This window comes from Mycobacterium sp. NGS59, from assembly GCF_059812345.1.
On record NZ_JCALCN010000001.1, the window covers coordinates 461,230 to 482,882 of the forward strand.

20 protein-coding genes and 1 pseudogene are annotated in these 21,653 nt (G+C 67.6%); 10 read left to right on the plus strand and 11 right to left on the minus strand.

The annotated features are described in order from the left end of the window. Window positions 1-343: 343 nt before the first annotated feature. Together ripD and AC5Y46_RS01905 are read right to left on the minus strand one after the other, a co-directional pair. Window positions 344-991: pseudogene (gene ripD / locus AC5Y46_RS01900) on the minus strand (NlpC/P60 family peptidoglycan-binding protein RipD); the annotation flags it as partial. Window positions 992-1,310: 319 nt separating this feature from the next. Then, window positions 1,311-1,742, minus strand: a complete 432-nt coding sequence (locus AC5Y46_RS01905) for a hypothetical protein (RefSeq protein ID WP_499989897.1) — start codon at window positions 1,740-1,742, stop codon at window positions 1,311-1,313. Between the two features lie 171 nt (window positions 1,743-1,913). On the opposite strand from AC5Y46_RS01905, the gene AC5Y46_RS01910 reads away from it, so the two are divergent. Genes AC5Y46_RS01910 through AC5Y46_RS01925 form a run of 4 tightly spaced genes read left to right on the plus strand, consistent with a single transcriptional unit; the run spans window position 1,914 to window position 5,546 of the window. Further along, complete coding sequence (locus AC5Y46_RS01910; RefSeq protein ID WP_499989973.1) at window positions 1,914-3,218, plus strand: adenosylmethionine--8-amino-7-oxononanoate transaminase; 1,305 nt, start codon at window positions 1,914-1,916, stop codon at window positions 3,216-3,218. 5 nt (window positions 3,219-3,223) lie between these two features. Next, window positions 3,224-4,369 (plus strand): 8-amino-7-oxononanoate synthase, encoded by a 1,146-nt coding sequence (locus AC5Y46_RS01915; RefSeq protein ID WP_499989898.1) that lies wholly within the window; start codon window positions 3,224-3,226, stop codon window positions 4,367-4,369. Beyond that, complete coding sequence (gene bioD / locus AC5Y46_RS01920) at window positions 4,366-5,040, plus strand: dethiobiotin synthase (RefSeq protein WP_499989899.1); 675 nt, start codon at window positions 4,366-4,368, stop codon at window positions 5,038-5,040. Before AC5Y46_RS01915 ends, bioD begins: the two co-directional genes overlap by 4 nt. Continuing rightward, window positions 5,040-5,546, plus strand: a complete 507-nt coding sequence (locus AC5Y46_RS01925; protein ID WP_499989900.1) for a 2'-5' RNA ligase family protein — start codon at window positions 5,040-5,042, stop codon at window positions 5,544-5,546. The genes bioD and AC5Y46_RS01925 overlap by 1 nt, the downstream gene beginning before the upstream one ends. A gap of 94 nt (window positions 5,547-5,640) precedes the next feature. Here AC5Y46_RS01925 and AC5Y46_RS01930 read toward each other — a convergent pair whose 3' ends face one another. The 6 genes from AC5Y46_RS01930 to AC5Y46_RS01955 form a co-directional block, all read right to left on the minus strand. Next, the gene (locus AC5Y46_RS01930; protein ID WP_499989901.1) at window positions 5,641-7,020 is read right to left on the minus strand and encodes a mechanosensitive ion channel family protein; all 1,380 of its coding nucleotides are present in this window, start codon (window positions 7,018-7,020) and stop codon (window positions 5,641-5,643) included. Window positions 7,021-7,022: 2 nt separating this feature from the next. Beyond that, on the minus strand, window positions 7,023-9,194 hold the full coding sequence (locus AC5Y46_RS01935) for an adenylate/guanylate cyclase domain-containing protein (RefSeq protein ID WP_499989902.1): 2,172 nt from the start codon (window positions 9,192-9,194) through the stop codon (window positions 7,023-7,025). A gap of 62 nt (window positions 9,195-9,256) precedes the next feature. Then, a complete protein-coding gene (locus AC5Y46_RS01940) occupies window positions 9,257-10,624 on the minus strand; it encodes a hypothetical protein (RefSeq protein ID WP_499989903.1) in 1,368 nt (455 codons plus the stop codon). Continuing rightward, on the minus strand, window positions 10,621-10,986 hold the full coding sequence (locus tag AC5Y46_RS01945; RefSeq protein WP_499944173.1) for a hypothetical protein: 366 nt from the start codon (window positions 10,984-10,986) through the stop codon (window positions 10,621-10,623). Before AC5Y46_RS01945 ends, AC5Y46_RS01940 begins: the two co-directional genes overlap by 4 nt. Window positions 10,987-10,989: 3 nt before the next feature. Continuing rightward, a complete protein-coding gene (locus tag AC5Y46_RS01950; protein WP_499989904.1) occupies window positions 10,990-12,819 on the minus strand; it encodes a hypothetical protein in 1,830 nt (609 codons plus the stop codon). 66 nt (window positions 12,820-12,885) lie between these two features. Next, window positions 12,886-13,029, minus strand: coding sequence for a hypothetical protein (locus AC5Y46_RS01955; RefSeq protein ID WP_499944175.1), 144 nt, complete (start codon window positions 13,027-13,029; stop codon window positions 12,886-12,888). A 196-nt stretch (window positions 13,030-13,225) separates the two neighbouring features. On the opposite strand from AC5Y46_RS01955, the gene bioB reads away from it, so the two are divergent. The 3 genes from bioB (at window position 13,226) to AC5Y46_RS01970 (ending at window position 15,270) form a co-directional block, all read left to right on the plus strand. Further along, window positions 13,226-14,284 carry a biotin synthase BioB gene (gene bioB / locus AC5Y46_RS01960; RefSeq protein ID WP_499944176.1) on the plus strand — a complete coding sequence of 353 codons (1,059 nt, stop codon included), beginning with the start codon at window positions 13,226-13,228 and terminating at the stop codon, window positions 14,282-14,284. Continuing rightward, a complete protein-coding gene (gene bsaP / locus AC5Y46_RS01965; RefSeq protein ID WP_499944177.1) occupies window positions 14,284-14,511 on the plus strand; it encodes a biotin synthase auxiliary protein BsaP in 228 nt (75 codons plus the stop codon). The genes bioB and bsaP overlap by 1 nt, the downstream gene beginning before the upstream one ends. Before the next feature lie 84 nt (window positions 14,512-14,595). Next, window positions 14,596-15,270 (plus strand): DUF2567 domain-containing protein, encoded by a 675-nt coding sequence (locus AC5Y46_RS01970; protein ID WP_499989974.1) that lies wholly within the window; start codon window positions 14,596-14,598, stop codon window positions 15,268-15,270. A gap of 81 nt (window positions 15,271-15,351) precedes the next feature. On the opposite strand, the gene AC5Y46_RS01975 is transcribed toward AC5Y46_RS01970, so the two are convergent. Further along, the gene (locus tag AC5Y46_RS01975) at window positions 15,352-16,701 is read right to left on the minus strand and encodes a lipase family protein (protein WP_499944178.1); all 1,350 of its coding nucleotides are present in this window, start codon (window positions 16,699-16,701) and stop codon (window positions 15,352-15,354) included. A gap of 203 nt (window positions 16,702-16,904) precedes the next feature. Further along, complete coding sequence (locus AC5Y46_RS01980) at window positions 16,905-17,609, minus strand: NUDIX hydrolase (protein WP_499989905.1); 705 nt, start codon at window positions 17,607-17,609, stop codon at window positions 16,905-16,907. Between the two features lie 46 nt (window positions 17,610-17,655). Here AC5Y46_RS01980 and nadA point away from each other — a divergent pair, with 46 nt between their 5' ends. From nadA to nadC, 3 genes are read left to right on the plus strand one after another with little or no spacing between them, the layout of a single operon-like run. Next, window positions 17,656-18,705 (plus strand): quinolinate synthase NadA, encoded by a 1,050-nt coding sequence (gene nadA, locus AC5Y46_RS01985; protein ID WP_499989906.1) that lies wholly within the window; start codon window positions 17,656-17,658, stop codon window positions 18,703-18,705. After that, complete coding sequence (locus AC5Y46_RS01990; protein ID WP_499989907.1) at window positions 18,702-20,282, plus strand: L-aspartate oxidase; 1,581 nt, start codon at window positions 18,702-18,704, stop codon at window positions 20,280-20,282. Before nadA ends, AC5Y46_RS01990 begins: the two co-directional genes overlap by 4 nt. Then, the gene (gene nadC / locus AC5Y46_RS01995) at window positions 20,282-21,139 is read left to right on the plus strand and encodes a carboxylating nicotinate-nucleotide diphosphorylase (RefSeq protein ID WP_499944182.1); all 858 of its coding nucleotides are present in this window, start codon (window positions 20,282-20,284) and stop codon (window positions 21,137-21,139) included. The genes AC5Y46_RS01990 and nadC overlap by 1 nt, the downstream gene beginning before the upstream one ends. Before the next feature lie 73 nt (window positions 21,140-21,212). Here nadC and AC5Y46_RS02000 read toward each other — a convergent pair whose 3' ends face one another. Then, on the minus strand, window positions 21,213-21,629 hold the full coding sequence (locus AC5Y46_RS02000) for a nitroreductase family deazaflavin-dependent oxidoreductase (protein WP_499989908.1): 417 nt from the start codon (window positions 21,627-21,629) through the stop codon (window positions 21,213-21,215). Window positions 21,630-21,653 lie beyond the last annotated feature (24 nt).

The window sequence follows — 21,653 nt, forward strand, 5'->3', positions numbered from 1 at the left end:
GTCCCCGCCAACTTACCGAAAACGCCTCACGCCCCGGCGCCATCGGCGCGCCGTGGCGAGAGGCGTCGGAAGGTTACCGGCCCGGGGTAACCGCGGGCGCCGGCTGTGCCGGCATCAACTGCAGGGGCGCGGTGGGCACTGCCTGCAGCGGCGCCTGCTGGGCCGGGACCTGCTGCAGCGGCGCCTGCGGGGCCGGGACCTGCTGCAGCGGCGACTGCTGTGCGGGAGCCAGTTGGGTTGGTGCCTGCTGCGCGGGAGCCAGTTGGGTCGGCGCTTGCTGTGCCGGAGCCAATTGGGCCGGCGCTTGCTGCAAGGGAGCCTGCTGGTTGGGAACCGTCTGCAACGGCTGCTGTGACGGCAGCGTCTGCAAAGGAGCCTGCTGCAAAGGTGCCTGCTGCAAAGGAGCCTGCTGGGCAGGTGCTTGAGGCGCGGGCACCTGCTGCTGAGGCAACTGCTGAGCCGGTGCCTGCGGCGCGGGGGCCGCCGGCGCCGTCTGCGCACCCAGAATCCGGACCAGGTAGGGGGCCATCCCGCTGGCACGCACCGGGGAGACCTGCACGACGTCGCCGACCTCGATCATCTGGCCGTTGCCCAGGTACATCGCAACGGCCTGGGTGCCCTCGGGGCCGTAGAAGACCAGGTCGCCCTTGCGTGCTTGCGCCGGCAGCACCCGTTGTCCCACCTTGTACATCTGCCCGGACGAGCGCGGCAGTTTGAGCCCGGCGCCGGCGTAGGCGTACTGGATGAGACCCGATGCGTCGAAGCCGACGGTGTTGATGCCGCTCCCGGTGCCCCGGGTCGGGCCGGTGACACCGCCGCCGGCCCACGAGAACGGCACGCCGCGCTGTGACAGGGCGCGGGCGACGACGACGTCGGTGGCTTGCTGATAATCCATCGGCTTGCTGGCCGGGTCGGCCGCCGCGATGCCGGTGGCGGTTATCGGCGCCACGGCCATGACCAGCCCGATCGCGAAGGCGTAGACGCGCTTCATGGGGATTCCTCACCTTCTGGGGCCCAGGGGCCCCGCTGTGCCTCGGCGCGGTGACTGCGCGCCTCGGCTGCCGTTCCACACGCACGCGATGGCCGCCACGTCGGGGCCTCGCGCCGCTGGATGACAGGTAGGTGAAGTAGCCGGTCAACCCGACCTATTCACACCAGTCACTGCAGCCACTTTGGCAACAGAGATAGGCGCGCGCCAGATCCGCCAAACATTTTTTGTCGTACCGTGACCGGACGGTGACGGGAGCGGCCAATCCTGTGATGGCAGTTGTGATTTCGCGCTACGAAGCGTGTCCGCGGCGTGATCTGCCTCAGCGCCAGAAGGTGGAGCTGAAATCGGTCAGCGCGCGGCCGAGGACCGAGGCCAGACTCAGGACAGCGACGGAGACTACCGGCCAGAAGGACATGAACCAGCCCTTGACCAACGACACGAACGGACCCAGCAACGCCGCCGTCGCAGCCGCGCCGATGCCGCCCCACACCAGCGGGTAGATGTAGTAGTTGACCCCGAACGGCACCGGTGCGCAATCTTCGCCCTGACAGACGTTCTCGGTGAAGGCGAACAACCGCGTGGGCCAACTGGTCATGGTGAGTGCGACGATCAGCAACGCCAGCAGCACCAGCATGGTGACCACGTCCCAGGGAACCAGTCGCAGCCTGATGATCCGAGGTCCGCTCTCGTCGTGCACCTGCGTCACGTCGTCGCCCTCTTCGGTGGCGGGCGACTCTTCCGGTGCGGCCATGCCCTGCATGCTTCCCGATCGCTGCACGTTGCGCGAACCGACCGTGAATTTGAGTGTGAAGTCATGGCTTTGCCGGTGAACTCAGGGCGGCGAAAATCGCGTTTCACCGCCCTGGCTGCACTCTGAAAGCCCTGGCTGCACACTCAAAGCCCAGGATGCACACGTGGACTACTGTCGAACTCCGTGGCAGCGTTGACCCCCGCCCAGATCAGCGCGATCGACGCCGCTCACCTCTGGCATCCCTACAGCACCATCGGCAGCGAAGCGATACCTCCGGTGGTGGCCACGGCCGCCCGCGGCGCCTACCTGACGCTGATCCGCGACGGCAAGCCGATACAAGCACTCGACGGCATGAGCTCGTGGTGGACCGCCATCCATGGCCATGGCCACCCGGTCCTGGACGAGGCGATGACCGCCCAGCTCGCCACCATGAATCACGTCATGTTCGGCGGCCTGACCCACGAGCCCGCGGCCCGGCTGGCTCAGCTGCTGGTCGAGATCACTCCGGCCGGCCTGGACACGGTGTTCTTCAGCGACTCCGGTTCGGTGTCCGTGGAGGTCGCGGTGAAGATGGCGTTGCAGTATTGGCGCGGCCTCGGTCGGCCCGCGAAACATCGCCTGATGACCTGGCGGGGCGGCTACCACGGCGACACCTTCACCCCAATGAGCGTGTGTGACCCAGACGGCGGCATGCACTCGCTGTGGACCGACGTCCTGGCCGCTCAGGTGTTCGCCCCGCAGGTGCCGCGCGACTATGACCCCGCCTACAGCGCGGCGTTCGAGGAGCAACTGACCCGGCATGCCGCAGAGCTCGCCGCCGTCGTCGTCGAACCCGTCGTGCAGGGCGCGGGCGGGATGCGGTTTCACGATCCGCGCTATCTGGTCGATCTGCGTGAGATCTGCAGCCGGCACGGCGTGCTGCTGATTTTCGACGAGATCGCGACCGGATTCGGCCGTACTGGCGCGCTGTTCGCCGCCGACCACGCCGGGGTCAGCCCGGACATCATGTGCGTGGGCAAGGCGCTGACCGGCGGCTACCTCAGCCTGGCCGCCACCCTGTGCAGCACCGACGTCGCGCACACCATCAGCAACGGCTCGGCCGGCGCCCTGATGCACGGGCCCACCTTCATGGCAAATCCGTTGGCCTGCGCGGTGTCGGTAGCCAGCGTCGAGTTGTTGCTCGGCCAGGACTGGCGGGCCCGGATAACCGCGCTGGCCGAAGGCCTGAGCGCCGGCCTGGCACCCGCGCGAGGACTGCCCGGGGTGACCGACGTGCGGGTCTGCGGCGGCATCGGCGTCATCGAATGTGACCGTCCCGTCGATCTGTCCGTCGCCACCCCCGCCGCGCTGGATGGCGGGGTGTGGCTGCGCCCGTTCCGCAACCTGATCTACGCGATGCCGCCCTACATCTGCAGTCCCGCCGAGATCGCACAGCTCACCTCGGCGATGGTGCAGGTCGCCCGCCTCGTAGGCTGAACGCCATGCAGGCGCCGATCGAGACCTCGCCGCTGGCCTGGCTGGCGGCGGTGGAGTCCCAGCGCCGCGAAGCCGGTTTGCGGCGGTCGCTGCGCCCGCGCCCGCCGGTCGGCACCGAACTCGATCTGGCTTCCAACGATTACCTGGGCCTGTCCCAGCATCCCGACGTCATCGACGGCGGCGTGCAGGCGCTGCGCGTGTGGGGCGCCGGTGCCACCGGTTCCCGGCTGGTCACCGGGGACACCGAACTGCACGCACAGTTCGAGGCCGAGCTCGCCGAATACGTCGGCGCCGCAGCCGGTTTGGTGTTCTCCTCGGGTTACACCGCGAACCTGGGGGCCGTCGTCAGTCTGTCCGGGCCGGGTTCGCTGCTGGTGTCCGACGCCCATTCGCACGCGTCGCTGGTGGACGCCTGCCGGCTGTCCCGGGCGCGCGTGGTGGTGACACCGAGCCGCGACGTCGCCGCCGTCGAGACTGCCCTCGCCGCACGCGCCGAGGAGCGCGCGGTCGTCGTCACCGACTCCGTGTTCAGCGCGGACGGGGCACTGGCGCCGCTTCGGGAACTGCACGAGGTGTGCCGTCGGCACCGTGCGCTGTTGATCGTCGACGAGGCGCACGGTCTCGGGGTGCGTGGCGGTGGCCGCGGGCTGTTGCACGAGGTAGGACTGGCCGGATCGCCCGACGTGGTGATGACCACGACATTGTCCAAAGCGCTGGGCAGTCAGGGCGGCGTGGTGCTCGGGCCGGCCGAGGTGCGTGCCCACCTGATCGATGCGGCGCGTCCCTTCATCTTCGACACCGGACTCGCGCCCGCGGCCGTCGGTGCCGCGCTGGCGGCATTGCGGCTGCTCAAGACTGAGACGTGGCGCCCGGACGCGGTGCTGTCGCACGCCGCCGAGCTGGCGCGGGTGTGCGATGTCCCGCAGGTGCCGCAGTCTGCTGTGGTGTCGGTGATCCTGGGCGACCCCGAGGTTGCGCTGGCCGCCGCGACGGCCTGTCTGGACGCCGGGGTCAAAGTCGGCTGCTTCCGGCCGCCGACCGTGCCCGCCGGCACGTCACGCCTGCGGCTGACCGCCCGCGCCTCACTGAGTGCCGAGGAACTCGAGCTGGCGCGCCGCGTGCTGACGGACGTCCTGCGGGCGCACGCTTGACGGTCCTGGTCGTCACCGGGACCGACACGGGTGTCGGCAAAACCGTCGCCACCGCAGCGCTGGCCTCCCATGCCCGCCAGGCCGGCATCGACGTCGCGGTGTGCAAGCCCGCCCAGACCGGTATCGCCGACGGCGACGACGACCTCGCCGAGATCGGCCGGCTGTCCGGAGTCACCGAACTCGTGGGGTTGGCCCGGTATGCGTTGCCGATGGCGCCGGCCGCGGCGGCCGAACAGGCCGGCATCTCATTGCCGACCGGCGAGCAGGTATTGCAGCTGATCCGCGAGGTGGACCGACCCGGACGATTGACGCTCGTCGAAGGCGCCGGTGGGTTGCTGGTCGAACTCGCTCAGGACGGGGTCACCCTGCGCGACGTCGCCGTCGAACTACGGGCCGCGGCGCTGGTCGTCGTGAGGGCGGAACTGGGCACGCTCAACCACACCGCGTTGACCTTGGAAGCCCTTGCTGCACAACATGTTTCGTGTGCCGGATTGGTGATCGGCAGCTGGCCTCAGCGGCCCGATCGGGTGCAGATGTCGAATCGGGAAGCGCTGGGCCGGTTGGCATCCGTACGCGCGGCGCTGCCCGCCGGGGCAGGCGCGCGCCAGGATTTCGCCGCTATGAGTGCGGCCGCTTTCGACACCGGCTGGGTGCGGGCGCTGGTCGGCTGATGGCGCACTCCATCGAGTTGCTGTTCGACCATGACACCGAGGCCGCGCTCCGGCGGATGTGGGACGACCTGAGCGCCGCCGGTCTGCCTGTGCGGATACCGCCCGGCCGCCCGCATGTGACGGTCGCCGTCGCCGAACGCATTGACCCCGCCGTCGACGAATTGCTGCGGCCGGTCGCCCGAGGATTGCCGCTGCCGTGCGTGATCGGTGCGCCGGTGTTGTTCGGCCGGGCCAATGTGGTGCTCACCCGACTGATCGTGCCGTCGCGCGAACTGCTGGATCTGCACGCCGAGGTGTACCGGGTGTCCGGCGCGCACCTACGGCCGGCGCCGATGTCCAACAGCCTGCCCGGCCAGTGGACCGCGCATGTGACCCTGGCACGCCGGGTCGACATCGGCTGTCTCGGGCAAGCGCTGACTGTCACTGGCCGGCCGGCGCAGTTGGACGGTCGGTTCGCCGGACTGCGCCGCTGGGACGGTGACAAGCGCGTCGACTACCTGATTTGACGCTAACCCGATTGCCCGGGCCTGGTTTCCAGCCAGCCCCGAGGCGCTTTCCCCAGTTCACCAGCAGCTGCCGGTTCGGACCGATGGAATGTTTTTAAGCCGTCTGGGTGACCTGTTCGACTCTGGCGCGACGCTCGTCGATGGCGCGACCGAGATCCTGTTGCAGCCACGGCTTGCCCATGACCAGATGGGCGAGGTGCTCGCGGTCGATCTGCAGCGCAGTCAATTCTTCGGTGGCGCGGGCATCGGTCAGATTGGGTTGCCGGGTCAGCGCCGTCGCCCCCAGGAAAGCGCCTTCGTCCAGGCTGCCGACCACCACCGGGAGTCCGTCCCGGGAAGTTGCCGTCAGTCGCACGCCGCCGGACAGGAGAAAGGTCATCCGGGACGGCACTCGCTCGGCCTGCTCGACGAGTTCGTCGGCCGCGTACCGGACGGTCCGGGCGTGCGCTGCCAAGATCTGCTGATCGGTTCGGCTCAGCCGCAATGCCGGACCGACCACGGTCCGGAGTGCCTTTGCGACACGTTCCGGTGTGGAGAAGTCGTCGTTTTCGCCGTCGAGGTGGAGTTCGGCCCGCCGCGCGGCGTACCAGAGCCAGCGCAGGAAGGTGGACTGCGCCGCGGAATCGTCAGCGGGAGAAGACAATCCGACGGTGACGCGGTACTCGCCGCTGCCGGTGGCCACGACTGCCGCCGGCGCACCGGACCTGCGCTGCGGAAGCGCATCGGCGACCTCGGCCAGCAGCGCGCACACCCGCTCCGGCGGATCGGCCGCGGCGAAGGCGACCGCGATCGCCAATTGGTGCGACCTGGTGGGACGACTGAGGTTGGTGAACGATGTCGTCGCCAAGACCGAGTTGGGGGTGATCTGCAAACCGCGGCCGGTCTGGATATGAACCGCCCGCCAGTTCGCCTCGACGATCCGTCCGCGGGCGGCCGGGGTGTCCAGCCAGTCGCCGATCCGGAACGGCTGCTCGAAGAGCATGAACAGTCCCGACACAATCTGGCCGACGGAGTTCTGCAGCATCAAGCCGATGACCACCGACGTCACACCCAGCGCCGTGAAGATGCCGCCAACCCGCACGCCCCAGACGAACGACAAAATCACCGCCAGACCGGCACCTATCAGCAGGAACCGGGTGACGTCGAGGAAGATGGCCGGTACGCGCCCGCGCCAGGATCCTTGCGGCGCTCCCTCGAACACCGTGGCGTTGAGGCTGGACAGCAGCAGCACCAGCAGCACGAAGCCGAACACCGTCGCCAGCAGGCGCACCGAGGTCAACTCGCTCGGGATTCTCGCGACCTGCACCAGCAGCACCAGCAGCGCGGCCAGTGGGACCAGGTAGCTGCGCAGCAGGAAAACGGGCCGGGCCAGTGGGCTGTCCCGGCGGATCAGGCTGTGGTGCCATTCGGTGAGCCCGATGAGCAGCGACGGGAACCCCACGACCACGACGGCAGCCCACCACAACGACGACATGGTCACTGTCCTTCCGCGAGGCGCCAGATCTGTTGTTCGGTGCCGTCGACGGTGACGGTGCCCGCGGCGGTGAACTGCCGGATGTCACGCGTCGCCTCGTACACCTGCGATGTCACATAGATGCCGGATTCACTTGTGCTGCTTCGCATCTGGTGGGCGAGGTTGACGGCCGCGCCCCACATGTCGTAGACGATGCTGGACCGTCCCACCAGTCCGCTGATGACATTGCCGGTGTTGATGCCGGCGCGCAGCGTCAGGTGGTGGCCCGTCTTGCTGTTGAACCGTTCGACGATGGCCTGCATCTCGAGGGCGAATTCCACGGTGCGGTGCACGCTGTCCAGCCGCGGGAAGTTCAGCCCGCAGCTGGCCAGGTAGCCGTTGTGCAGGGTCCGGATCGGTTCGACGCCAAGGGCTTCGGCGGCCGAGTCGAGTTCCTGGACCAGGTCGTCGACGATGCCGACCAATTCATGGCCGGGTAGCGCGCTGGAAATCCGGTCCAGACCGACGAAGTCCGCGAAGATGACCGTGACGTCCTGATGTTCCTGGGCGATGGTCTGTTCGCCCTCGCGGTAGCGTTGCGCGACGGGCTCGGGCATCAACGACCCGAGCAGCCGGTCGTTTTCTTCGCGCTGCTCGGTCAGCAGCGTTTCCTTGATCTGCAGACTGTGGCTCATGTCGTTGAAAGCCTCGGTGAGTTCACCGATCTCGTCGCGCGAGGTCACCGGGATGGTGACGTCGTAGTTGCCGGCGCTGATCTCCTGGGTGCCGGCCTGCAGTCGGCGAATGGGACGCACGAAGATTTGGGCTACCAGCAGCGCGGCCACGCAGATGACGAAAACCATGGCGGCGGTGGTCAATACCAGCGTCTGGGTCACGGACACGACGCGGGCGTTGGCTTCGTCGGTCTCCCGGGTCGCCAATACCGACCAGTGCAGGTCGGAGTTGGGCAACTGCAGCGGGGCATATGCCACCAGTTCGCGGCGACCGAGGTAACTGATGTCGATGGTGGTACCGGTCTCACCGCGCTGTGCGGCACGTACCGCGTGCGTGGCGACCGGTTGCACCAGTGTCGTTCCGCGCCAACGGATTGCCTGCTCGACGACGTCGGATCGTGCGCCTGCGGCGATCGCCTCGGTCTGGTAGCGCTTCGGGTCTTCGAGGAACAACCGGGAATCGGATCGCATCAAATTGTCCGGGCCGGCCAGATAGGTTTCACCGGTCTTGCCCATGCCCGCCGCTTCCCATTGCCTGTTGGCGGTCATGATGTCGTTGACCTTGGAGATGGGCAGCGGCAGGGCCAGCACTCCGGCGGCCTTGCCCGGTGCGCCGATCGGCGAGACCAGCCACGCGATGGGTGCGCCGAGTTGCGGCTGATAGGGCGCGAAGTCGGTGATCCACACGAAATCCCGGGAGTTTGCGGCCATCGCCTTCTCGTAGGCGCCACGCAGATTGGACTCCCGATACGGGCCGTTGAGGATGTTGGTGCCCAGTGCCGCGGTCTTGCGGACGCTGTACACCACGTTTCCGCGGCCGTCGAGCAGCAACGCGTCCTTGTATTCGAAGCGGGTCGCGATCTCCCGGAAAAAGTTGTTGAAGCGGACATTCGCGGCTGTCCAGGCACTGCCGTCGCCCGCGTCGTCGGGTGCCCCGGCCGGCGCAACCGTGTAATGCGCCTGCAGATATTTCTGCGAATTGTTGCTGGGCAGTAGGGCATTGAGATCCAGCTTGGTGCCGGTGCTGCTCTCGACCGGTTTGATCAACCTGTCCGTGTAGTAGTTCACCAGCGCCTGTTGTTGACCGGGATCGATACTCGCATTGGACAACTGGTCGAGGCCCGCGGTGAACTGTTGCACCGCGTCCAGAGATGTCGAGGCGCCGCTGTAGACCACCAGCGCATCGGCGAGATCCGAGAACAACGTCTCCACCGCGCGTTTTTGGGCCTCCCGCAACTGGGTCATCCGCTCCGATGCCGTCGGCAACAAGGCGTTGCGCGCGGTGATGTAACCGACCGCCCCGATCACAGCCAGCGACGAAAGGCTGGCTACCAGCAGCATCAGCATCACCTTGGACTGGATGCTGACCGACCGGGCCAACGCCCTGCGGCGGCGGTCACCCTTGCGGGCCGGGACTGTTTCGTCCGGGGTTACCGACTCGGCCGAGGGCGGCGACGTCAATGGATTTCCTTTCCCCTGCGTTCCGGCGGCAACAGCAGCCTATTAGGTACCCGGAAGTCCGCCTAGCCCCCGAACAGCAGATACAGCCCCATGAACGTGTAGCCGACCATGACCAGCATCATGGTCAACTGGCCGGTGAGTTGATGGTCTTTGGGCAGCAGTCGCAACGCCTTGTCGTGCGCCGCGATCACCGCCACGATGTGCCCGGTCACCACGCAGGCCACCTTTATCGTGGACAGCACCGCGGGGTGCATCGACAACACGTAGGCGACGTGTGCATCCGTCAGGCCCAACGGATTCCAGCCTCGACCCAGTGGGTCGGCCAGGGCGATGACGGCCTGCTGGCCGCGCTCCACGAGGTAGGTCAAATAGTGCGCGAAGATGTAGCCGACGACGATCGGGATCAGCGAGTGCGCCATCTGCCCGGGCAGTGCCCGTCGCTGCTCGGCGTCCACGCCGCCGGTGGCGCGCGCCGCAAACGAAAAGGTCAGCGCCACAACACAAATGAAGAGCGCCAGCCCGACGGTCCGCAACGCTGATGAAGTCAGCGTCTCAGGAACAGCGGTCGCCGCGCGGGCTGTGCCGTCGGCGAAATTGCGCCACGTCGGTGACGCCGAGAAGCTGTCGAACGCGGTGGACCCCAACAACACTGACAAAACCAGCACGACGCCCGGGCGTACCGGCAGCGACGGCAGGTGGTCGAACGGGTTGCCGACGACGATTTTTCCGGTTTGCGGATTCCGCCAGAACGGGCTGAGCCGGGACACCGCCATGCTGTACACGCCGAACGGGTCGGCCCGGGCCAACCAGCGCTGTCCGCACAGCCACGCCCCGCCGAGCAGCACCACCGTATAGACCAGCAACCACGTCTTGACCGCGGTCAGCGAGGCCGAGTCCGGGCTGGCGAGTTCCAACCAGACGAACGCGAACAATCCGAACGCCGCCGGCCGGTAGCCCCAGCTGTCCGGGTAGGAGAACCGGGGCAGGCTGACCCGTTCCGGCAGGACCCGGCGTACCAGCAGATATACCGAGCGGACCGGCGAGATCACCCGCCATACCGGCCCGAAGATCAATGACAACGCCACCAGTCCGACCCAGAGCAGCACATAGAACGCGCCGAGCAGGCCATTGGCGGAGGTCTGCGGCCCGAAGACGCCGGCGGTCAGCACCCATATCGCGAACAGCAGCGCCAGCCCGGCGACGATCCCGCGGGTGACGCGCGCATCGACCAGGGCGGTCAGCGCGTCCGGCAGTGGGCGCCCCGGTTTGTCCGGGTCGAATCGCGGTCGTTTCCAGGCCAACGCCACCAGCGCGAACGTGAAGGTCAGTGCCCATGCGGCGCCGATCAGCGCGAAGGTGTACGGCACCGGCAGATCGTTCGACCCGCCCAGACCATGCGCGAGCACGGTTATCGAGCGGCCGTCGGTCACGACTGCACTTGGATGGTGGCGATCGTCCGCTTGAGGTGGTGCAGTTCGACGTCGACGCTGCCCGGGACGTCGACGCTGAACTCGAATGTCTGGTTGGGCGCCGCGGCGACCTGGAACTTGTGGTCGGGTACCGAGTGCACGTGCAGCTCGTCGGTGACGTCGCTGCTGACATGCAACACGATCTGTTGTTTCACCTTCGCCTGCAGGGTCGCGTTGGTCGGCGTGACCTGCCCGTTGGCGATGGTGACGTCGACGGTGAGGCCCTGCGCGGGGGCCTTGCTGGGCGAGTTACCGCCGCAGGCGACCAGCGCCCACACCAGCAGCCCCGCCCATGCCGTGACCAGGGCGCGTCGGTATGCCACGGACTACGCCGCTTCTGGAAGAGGGTGCTTCTCTTCCTCCGGTTTCTTGGGCGACGTCATCTCGCGGTTGATCCGACCGGCTCCCCAGGTCAAAGCGCTGATCACCATCAGGGTGAAGATCAGCACCAGGATGGAGCCGACGGTGAACAGCCACTCCGGGGCGTTGGGGTCGCGTTCCCGCTGCAGGATGGTGTTTTCCAGGACGAACGGCCGGGTGATGACGGGATCGGCCGGCACCTCGGGAGCCGGAATCGCCTCGTCGGCCGGCTCGTAGATCGGCACGGCCGTCATGGTGTAACCGTCCTGCACCCGCAGCAGGGTCTTCCACGATCCCCACACCGGGATGGGTTTGGTGGTGCGGTAGTGCCCGTCTCCGACCCGCTCGAGCCGGTCGATCAGCAGGCCGCGGTCGTTGACCATCTTCCCCTGCCACGAGGTGACCGAGACCCAGTCGGGATCGTCCTTGATCAGGTCGGGCGGATTGATCTGGATGTCGGCGGACACCATGCGTTTGCCGGGTTCGCTGGGCAGCTCGGTGAGCTTGATGGTCGCGGTGTTCTTACTCGGGATGACGATGTGCAACCCGTTGGCCACCGCGCCGCCGATCACCACGACCGTCGCGGCCACGATCGAGATTCCGATCGCACGTCGCGGTAGCCGTTGCCCGGTCAGCACCATCCCGGTCAGGGCACCGCACAGGCCCATCATGACGGCGACGGGCACCGACATGGCCAGGGCTTCACCCCACATGCTGGTCGGCCATGGGTAGTGGTAGACGGCGCCGACCCAGAGCGAACTCAGCCACAGGCCGACGGTGCCCACAACCAGGCCGGTGACGGCACCGAAGAGGATGGGACGCTTGAACAACGGCGTCAACGCCAGGATCTCGACCACCAGCGCCGGGCCGAGGTAAAGCGGGAACCAGTTGATCGGCGCGCCGAGGATCGGACCGACCGTGAACGCGACGGCACCACGCAGGGCGATCGCGAACAGTGCCGCGATGATCGCCGCGCCCTTTCCGAGCGTCATCCGCGCCACGATCAGAGCCAGCGCCGCCACTCCGGCGATCATCATCGGGTGGAACGCCAGGCGGAATTGCTGGACGCCGAAGTCGTACTCGATCTGATAGACGGACAGGCCGATCAACAACCCACCGCAGGACAGGTAGCGCAAGAATTTGACGAACGGCTTCTCGGGAGGTGCGTCCGGCAGCGCGCGGCCGCCTTCGTACTCCAGCATCAGCACCGAGAACAGCGACAGGCCCGCGCCGCCGATCATCATCAGGTGGGTCGGACCCCACAAGGTGACGTCCTGGCCGAAGATGCGGTGCCAGATGTCGTCGAGCGGGAATCCGAACAGCGCGTACATGCCGCAACCGGCCATCAGCACGCCGCCGACGGGGGCATGCCAGTTGTCGGTGATGCGCACCGGCGCGGGGCCCGGTTCGTCGAACGGCAGGACGATCGCGATCATGCCGGCCAGGAAGATGCCGAACAGGCCGATGATGATGAAGTAGTGGGCGGGGTTGGCCAGCGGTCCGGGATCACGGCCTTCGCCAATATGCCAGCTGACGTCCCAGATGAATCCGAACAGCGCGCAGATGATCGACGTGGTGTACACCAGCACGGGCAGCGCCACCCAGGACGGGCGCTTGAATTTGACGCCCAACCAGTCGGCGAACTTCTCCAGCCACAAGATGCGCCGGGTGCGGTGGGCCCAGCCGACGGCCAGCATGACCAGGGTGATGATCAGCGCCGCCACCGAGAGTCCGATGACTTGACTCAGTTCCGCTCCGCGCGCCGCGGGCGCCTCTGCAACAACTGCCATTTCCATCGCGATCGCCTCCCGTTTGCGTCCGCCGATTTAGACAGATCCGAGGATGCCCAAATGCAGCACTGGTCAATCCTGCTTTTCCCGCGAGCTTCCTCTATTTCGCATGGCGACATATGACACCACGCCGGCGACGATCACGGCAGGCAGGAACGCCGGTATTGCCAGCCAGATGCCGTGGTCGGCCAGGTATACGACGTGCTGTTCGCTCATGCTGATTCTCTACCCTGCCGGATGTTCTTTACTCCGGCAATAGTGACCGGCGTCAACATGACCGCGCGGCCTCGGTTGACCGGGGACCGTTACCCTAACCTGAGCACTTTTCGATTCAGGCCGCCTGCCCGACGGCGGCCCCGAGGCGATCGCGACCGATATATAGGGACGCGATCAAGAAGCAGGGGAGTACCCGGTGACCCAAGCGCCGATTCGACCGACCAGCGATGCCGGCCAGGATGGCCTGGAAGGGGAGGACAACTCGGACATCCTTGCCGTCGCCCGCCGTCAGGTGCTCGAGGCCGGCGAAGGCCTCAGCAAGGACCAGGTGCTGCGGGTGCTGCAGCTGCCCGATGAGCGGCTCGAGGAACTGCTGGCCCTGGCCCACGAGGTGCGGATGCGCTGGTGCGGACCGGAGGTCGAGGTAGAAGGCATCATCAGCCTCAAGACCGGCGGGTGCCCGGAGGACTGCCATTTCTGCTCCCAATCGGGCCTGTTCAAGTCGCCGGTGCGCAGCGCCTGGCTGGATATCCCCAGCCTGGTCGAGGCGGCCAAGCAGACCGCGAAGTCCGGCGCCACCGAGTTCTGCATCGTTGCCGCGGTGCGCGGACCCGACGAGCGGTTGCTCGCTCAGGTCGCGGCCGGTATCGAGGCCATCCGCAACGAGGTCGACATCCAGATCGCCTGCTCACTCGGCATGCTGACCGCCGAGCAGGTACAGCGCCTGGCGGAGATGGGAGTGCACCGCTACAACCACAACCTGGAGACCGCGCGTTCCTTCTTCACCAACGTGGTCACCACGCACAGCTGGGAAGAGCGCTGGGAGACCTTGTCGATGGTGCGCGACGCCGGTATGGAGGTGTGCTGCGGGGGGATCCTGGGCATGGGCGAGACGCTGGAGCAGCGCGCCGAATTCGCCGCCGACCTCGCAGAGTTGGGTCCCGACGAGGTGCCGCTGAACTTCCTCAACCCCCGACCGGGCACCCCGTTCGGTGATCTGGAGGTGCTGCCGGCCAGCGAAGCGCTCAAGGCTGTCGGGGCGTTCCGGCTGGCGTTGCCGCGGACCATGCTGCGGTTCGCCGGCGGCCGTGAGATCACCCTCGGCGACCTCGGCGCCAAGCAAGGCATCCTCGGTGGCATCAACGCCGTCATCGTCGGCAATTACCTGACCACGCTGGGCCGGCCCGCGGAGGCTGACCTCGAACTGCTCGACGATCTGCAAATGCCGATCAAGGCGCTGAACGCCAGTTTGTGATGGCCACCGCGCTGCCGGACCCGGTCGGGGGCGGCGTCTACAACGTCTATACCGGCGAGCAATCCGGGACCTCGGTGCCCACCGCGGCCCAGTTGGGGTTGGAGCCACCCCGCTTCTGCGCCGCCTGTGGCCGCCGGATGATCGTGCAGGTCCGGCCCGACGGCTGGTGGGCGAAGTGTTCCCGGCACGGGTTGGTGGATTCGACCGAGTTGGACGGGCGACGCTGACGGTTCAGGCGCGCCGGTCCCGCGAGGATATGCTTCGCGAGGCACGGGTAATGGAGGTGAGTCGGGTTGGTTGACGGTGCGGCGGTGGTATCCGAGCAGCCTTCTGGCGCAGAGGTCGGGCGCCTGCAGCGACTGTCGCCGCGGAACCGGGCATGCCTCGTCGTGGCCGTCGCGCTGACGGCTTCCGGATTGCCGATCGGGGCGCTGTGGGCCTGGATCGCCCCGGCCATCCACGCCGTGGTGGCCGTCACCCGCAAGGGTGAGCGGGTGCACGAATACCTGGGCGGGCTCGACGGCGAGCCGCGCAACTTCTTCGTCGCTCCGATGCTGCTGGTCAGTCTGGTGGGCGTCGTGGCGGTGGTCGGCGCGGTGGCGGGCTGGCAGTGGCGCGACCATCGGGGTCCGCAGATGGTTGTCGCCCTGTGCGCCGGGTTGATCGGCGCGACCGCGGTCGCGGCCGGGGTGGGGGCGCTGCTGGTGCTGTGGCGTTACGGCGCGCTGGATTTCGATACCGTCTCGCTGTCGAAGGCTGATCACTCGCTGACCTACGTGACCCAGGCGCCGCCGGTGTTCTTCGGGCGTGGGCCGCTGCAGATCGCGCTCACCTTGTTGTCTCCGGCAGCGACCGCTGCCTTGATCTATGCGGTGATGGCCACCGGGACGGTGCGCGACGACCTGGGCGCTTACCCGCCGGAGAACCGGGTGCGCACGCTGCCTCAGGCGCCGCCGCCGGCGCCGGTCGCGGGGCCAATCGCCTGAACTTCGCGAACGTGCGCAGAATGCCGGGTGCGACGGCGTGCCGGCGTACCTGTGTGCACGCTCGCGGCCTGCCGAACTGAGTTAAAGCGGACGGCGGCGGATCTTGCGGCCGGTGATGACCTTGGCCGCGATCAGACCCAACCGGGCCATGCCGGCGTAGGTCATCGGGTTGAACGCGGTGGGCCAGGTGGTCCGGACCAGATGGTCGGTCAGCGGACGGTCGGCGAACCGGTCGATCAGCCAGCGCAGCGCCATCGGCGCCGACAACGGATGCAGGATCATGTGCTCGTTGAACGCGTCCCGGTGGTAGGTGACCCTGGCGCCGCCGGCGATGTAGGTCTCGGCGAGTTCGTCGATGTCGTCGACGTCGATGAGGTAATCGTGGACGGCCTGAATGATGAGCACCGGCGGTGTCGGTATCGCGGCACCCAGTTTGATGCTGTCGAAGACGTGCATGACCGCCGGCCGGGACAGCGTCTGCTCCAGGGGTTCGTCGAGGAAGTCGGCCAGATTTGTGTGGGCCATCTTGATGACGGCCTCGGCGGTCGTCATCTTCTCCAGGCTCTCCAGCAGCGCGCGACCCTCTTCGCTGCTGTGCTCCTTGATCACCTCATCCAGACCCGGGTAGGTATGTGTGAGAGCGGCGACCACCAACGCCGGCAGCCCGGAGAACAATCCGCCGTTGAGCCTGCGGAAGGTATGGCCGAGGTCGCCGACCGGCGAGCCCAGGACCGCGCCGACGATGTTCAGTTCGGGGGCGTATTGCCCGCACATCTCGGCGGCCCAAGCGCTGGCCAATCCTCCACCGGAGTACCCCCACAGCCCGACCGGCGCCGACGGCGACAAACCGAGCCGCTCATAACTCAATGCGGCCCGTACCCCGTCCAGGATCCGGTAGCCGGGTTCGAACGGCGCACCCCACAGCCCGTGCAAGCCCTCATGGTCCGGTACCGAGACCGCCCACCCCTCGGCCACCGCGGCGGTGACCAGCAACAGCTCGAGCTGTGCCAGCGATCCGATCGCCTTGGCCCGGCGCCGCATCGCATAAGAGGGAAAGCAGCGCGACGACATCGCGTCGATCGCGCACTGGTAGGACAGCAGCGGAATGGTCTTGCCGGGCGCCACCTCCGCGGGAACGAGCACCGTCGTCACGGTGGCCTCGGCGTTGCCGTTCAAGTCGGTGGTCCGGAACAGCAGCTGGATGGCCTTCATCGACTGCGGGATCAGGCCCATGAACGCCAGCTCGACGTCGCGCGAGCGCAACACCGTGCCGGGTTCGGCGTGCTGGAAGCCGGCCGGTGGCTGGTAGAACGGGTCGTCTGCCGGCAGCAGCGGGCGTACCTTGCGCTGCAGCTCTTCGTGCGGCGCCGCGCCGATCCATCGCAAACCGTCCTGGACCGTCGCGCCTGCCACGTTGGCCAGCTCCACCATCAAGGCTCCCTTCGAGGCCTACTGGGCTTCGGCGTACTCGTGCCAATCGGTCCCGGATCAATGGGCGGCGGTGCCGTCAGCCAATCAAAGCTCAGCGCCAGCGCTTCTCACGCGCAGTAGCTTCTTAAACAACTCTTAGACAATGTACAGGCCGTGTACTCCGAACCGAAGCCAGCGCGCCGTGGCGCCGATCACAGCGATATTCAACCGGGCGGGCGCAGGGCGGCGAACTCGTCGGTCACCCGCAGTTGGGAGTCGGTGAACCGGTACAGCGCCGCCGGGCGCCCGCCGCTGCGGCCGGACTGCGCGATGGTGCCGGTCTGGCTGATGACTTTGCGACGGGCCAGCACCCGCTGCAGGTTGGTCGCGTCGACCTGATATCCCAACGCGGCACCGTAGATGTCACGCAGTGTCGACAACGCGAATTCCCTTGGTGCCAAAGCGAACCCGATGTTGGTGTAAGACATCTTGGCGACCAGTCGGGCGTGCGCGTGGGTCACCATGGGCCCGTGGTCGAACGCCATCGGCGGCAACGCATTCACCGGATGCCAGCAGGTGTCCGACGGCAGCTCGGGGGTGGCGGGGGAGGGCACCAGCCCCAGGAAGGTGGAGGCGATCATCCGGGTGTCGGGCACCCGGTGTGGGTCGGAGAACACCGCGAGCTGCTCCAGGTGGGAGATCTCGCGCAGATCGACCTTTTCGGCCAGCTGGCGACGCACCGAAGTGGTGAGGTCTTCGTCGCTGCGCAGCCGGCCACCCGGAAGCGACCAGGTGCCTTTCTGCGGCTCCTTGGCGCGTTGCCATAACAGAACGTTCAGCTGCGGTTTTTTGGCAGAACTCCCTTTGGCAACAGTCGAAACCTGGAACACGACGGCAAGCACTTCGTGGGCGGTGCTACCATAAGGCATGTTTTCGATTATAAGTCGAAAACCTCCGGGTTCGAAAGGAGCCCCGATGACGGTCCTGAATCGGATGGACACCATCTGCGACGAGCTGGCGGCTCGCGTCATCAGCACGCCCACCGGATACACCGGGATCGAAGGCGACGCCCAGTGGGCGGCCGAGATCCGCCGTCTGGCGCGGCTGCGCGGAGCTACCGTGCTGGCCCACAACTACCAGTTGCCGGCGATTCAGGACGTGGCCGACCACGTGGGGGACTCGCTGGCGCTGTCGCGTATCGCAGCCGAGGCGCCCGAGGACACCATCGTGTTCTGCGGGGTGCACTTCATGGCCGAGACCGCGAAAATCCTGAGCCCGGACAAGACGGTGCTGATTCCCGACCAGCGGGCGGGATGTTCGCTGGCCGACTCGATCACTGCCGAGGAACTGCGCGCCTGGAAGGCCGAACATCCCGGCGCCGTCGTCGTCTCCTACGTCAACACGACCGCGGAAGTCAAGGCGCTCACCGACATCTGCTGCACGTCGTCCAATGCGGTCGATGTGGTCGCCTCCATCGATCCCGACCGCGAGGTGCTGTTCTGCCCGGACCAGTTCCTGGGCGCCCATGTGCGCCGGGTCACCGGTCGGGAGAACCTGCACGTGTGGGCCGGCGAATGCCACGTGCACGCCGGGATCAACGGTGACGAGCTGACCGAGCAGGCCCGGGCCAACCCCGACGCCGAATTGTTCGTGCACCCCGAATGTGGTTGCGCCACTTCGGCTTTGTACCTCGCCGGCGAAGGCGCGTTCCCCGCGGAACGGGTCAAGATCCTGTCCACCGGCGGCATGCTCGACGCCGCGCACCAAACACGTGCCCGCAAGGTCCTGGTCGCCACCGAGGTCGGCATGCTGCATCAATTGCGCAGGGCGGCACCGGAAGTCGATTTCCAGGCGGTCAACGACCGCGCGTCGTGCAAATTCATGAAGATGATCACCCCCGCGGCGCTGTTGCGATGCCTGCTGGACGGGGCCGACGAGGTCCACGTCGACCCGGCCACCGCGGCCGCGGGGCGCCGCAGCGTGCAACGGATGATCGAAATCGGCCAGCCAGGGGGTGGTGAATGACGACCGATCCGGTTTGGCGGGATTCCGCCGACGTCGTGGTGATCGGCATGGGCGTCGCGGGGTTGGCCGCGGCACTGGCCGCTCACCGCGCCGGGAGCCGCGTCGTGGTGCTGAACAAGGCTGCCCAACTGCGCGGCGTGACCGCCACCCACTACGCCCAGGGCGGGATCGCCGTCGTGCTCCCCGACAACGACGACTCGATCGAGGCCCATGTCGCCGACACCCTGGCCGCCGGTGCGGGCCTGTGTGACACCGAAGCCGTGTATTCGATCGTCGCCGACGGCTACCGCGCGGTGAGCGAATTGGTCGGTGCCGGTGCACGATTCGACGAATCACCGTCCGGTGGCTGGGACGTGACACGGGAGGGCGGGCACTCCCGGCGCCGCGTCGTGCACGCCGGCGGCGACGCGACCGGCGCCGAGGTGCAACGCACCCTGGACCTTGCCGCCCGGTCGTTGGACATCCGCAGCAGCCACGTGGCGCTGCGCGTGCTGCACGACGGGGACGCGGTCAACGGGGTGCTGGTCAACCGGCCCGACGGCTGCGGCATCATCGACGCCCCGTCGGTGATCCTGGCCACCGGCGGCCTCGGGCATCTCTACAGCGCCACCACCAACCCCGACGGGTCCACCGGAGACGGAATCGCGTTGGCGTTGTGGGCCGGGCTGGCTATCGCCGACCTCGAGTTCATCCAGTTTCACCCGACAATGCTCTATTCCCGGGGGCACGGCGGCGGCCGACGTCCGTTGATCACCGAGGCCATCCGCGGTGAGGGCGCGATACTCATCGACAGGCAGGGCAACTCGATCACGGCCGGGGTCCATCCGATGGGCGACCTGGCGCCCCGGGACGTGGTCGCGGCCGCCATCGACGCGCGGCTCAAAGCGACCGGGGAGCCGTGCGCCTATCTCGACGCGCGAGGCATCGCGGGTTTCGCGGCGCGGTTCCCGACTGTCACCGCCGCATGCCTGGCGGCCGGGATCGACCCAGTGCGGCAACCGATTCCGATCATTCCCGGTGCCCACTACAGCTGCGGCGGCGTGGTCACCGACGTGTCCGGCCGCACCGAGCTGCCCGGATTGTTCGCCGCCGGAGAGGTGGCGCGCACAGGTATGCACGGCGCCAACCGACTGGCCTCCAACAGTCTGTTGGAAGGTCTGGTGGTCGGCGGCCGAGCCGGACAGCAGGCCGCCGAGCACGCGTCCGCGATGGGGCATCCACAGGCAGCGATGCCCGAGCCGATCATCCATACCGCGCCCGAGCGGGGTGATCTGCAACGCGCGATGAGCCGGGACGCGTCGGTGGTGCGCAGTGCCGTCGGACTGCGGGCACTGGCCGAAAAGCTCAGCGCCGCACCCATCCGCGATGTGTCGGACCGCCGCGGCGCCGAGGATGTCGCGCTGGCACTGGCGGCCCGCACGGTGACCGCCGCCGCGTTGGCCCGCAACGAAAGTCGCGGTTGCCACCACCGCGCCGAACACCCGTCGGCCGTCACCGATCCCGGGCGCAGCATCCTGATCCGGCTGGCCGGCAACGACGATGCCGTTCAGGTGGAGGCATTGGCGGCGGTGGGCTGATGATCCTGGGCGACGCCGAGCGGGAGGCCGCGCGCGACACCATCCGCCGCGGCCTGAACGAGGACCTGTGCTACGGACCTGATGCCACCACGCTGGCGACCGTGCCGGCCGGCGCGGTGGCTACCGCGTCGATGGTCCCCCGCGAGGAGGGCGTGGTCGCCGGGGTGGACGTGGCGTTGCTGGTGCTCGACGAGGTCATCGGCAGCCGTGGTTACCAGGTGCTGCACCGGGTGCAGGACGGGACCCGGGTCAAGGCGGGTGAGCCGTTGCTGACCGTGCAGGCCGAAACCCGGGGACTGCTGACCGCCGAACGGACCATGCTCAACCTGGTCTGCCATTTGTCCGGGATCGCGTCGGTGACGGCGGCCTGGGTGGACGCGGTGCAGGGCAGCAAGGCCAAGATCCGCGATACCCGCAAGACGCTGCCCGGCTTGCGCGCGCTGCAGAAGTACGCGGTGCGGGTCGGTGGCGGGGTCAATCATCGGCTGGGCCTGGGTGATGCGGCGCTGATCAAGGACAACCACGTCGCGGCGGCGGGATCGGTGGTGGAGGCGCTGCGTGCGGTGCGCGCCGCCGCGCCCGATCTGTGTTGTGAGGTCGAGGTGGATTCATTGGAGCAGCTCGATGCCGTGCTGCCGGAAAAGCCCGAGCTGATCTTGCTGGACAACTTCCCGGTGTGGCAGACGCAGACCGCGGTGCAGCGGCGCGATGCCCGCGCGCCGTCGGTGCTGTTGGAATCCTCCGGCGGGCTCAGCCTGGAGAGCGCGGCGACCTACGCCGGGACCGGGGTGGACTACCTGGCCGTCGGGGCGTTGACGCACTCGGTACGGGTGCTCGACATCGGCCTGGACATGTAAGACGCTCGCCGAGCGTGTACCTGCTGCGAAAAATCGGCCTTGATTTCGCAACCACTACACGCTCGGCGAACGCTCAGGCGATGTCGCCGACGAAGATCCCCATCCGGCGCAGCTGTACCCGGGCCAACCACGGCAATCCGTCCGTCTCGGAAGATCCGGCCGGCAGGATCCGGGGGTTGACGATGTGCACCGAACGCCGCGTGTAGTGCACGTCGGCCTCACCGGCGGCCAGCACGTTCTTCACCCAGTCGGTCTTGCCGTGGCCCAGCGCGATGGCCAGCACATTGCCCTTGCGGTAGGTGGTGACGAGGGTCCGGTACGGCTTTCCGGACTTGCGGCCGCGGTGCTCGATGGTGGCGGTACCCGGCAAGTAGCGGGCGATCGGCTTGAGCGCCGGGTTCAGGTACTTGACCTGGATGTTCTCGAACCACACCGGGTAGACCATCGGGACACCGGGGGCGTTGTTGGGGTGTTGATCCCGAGCGGACACGGCTGGCTCCTCTGATATCGGGCC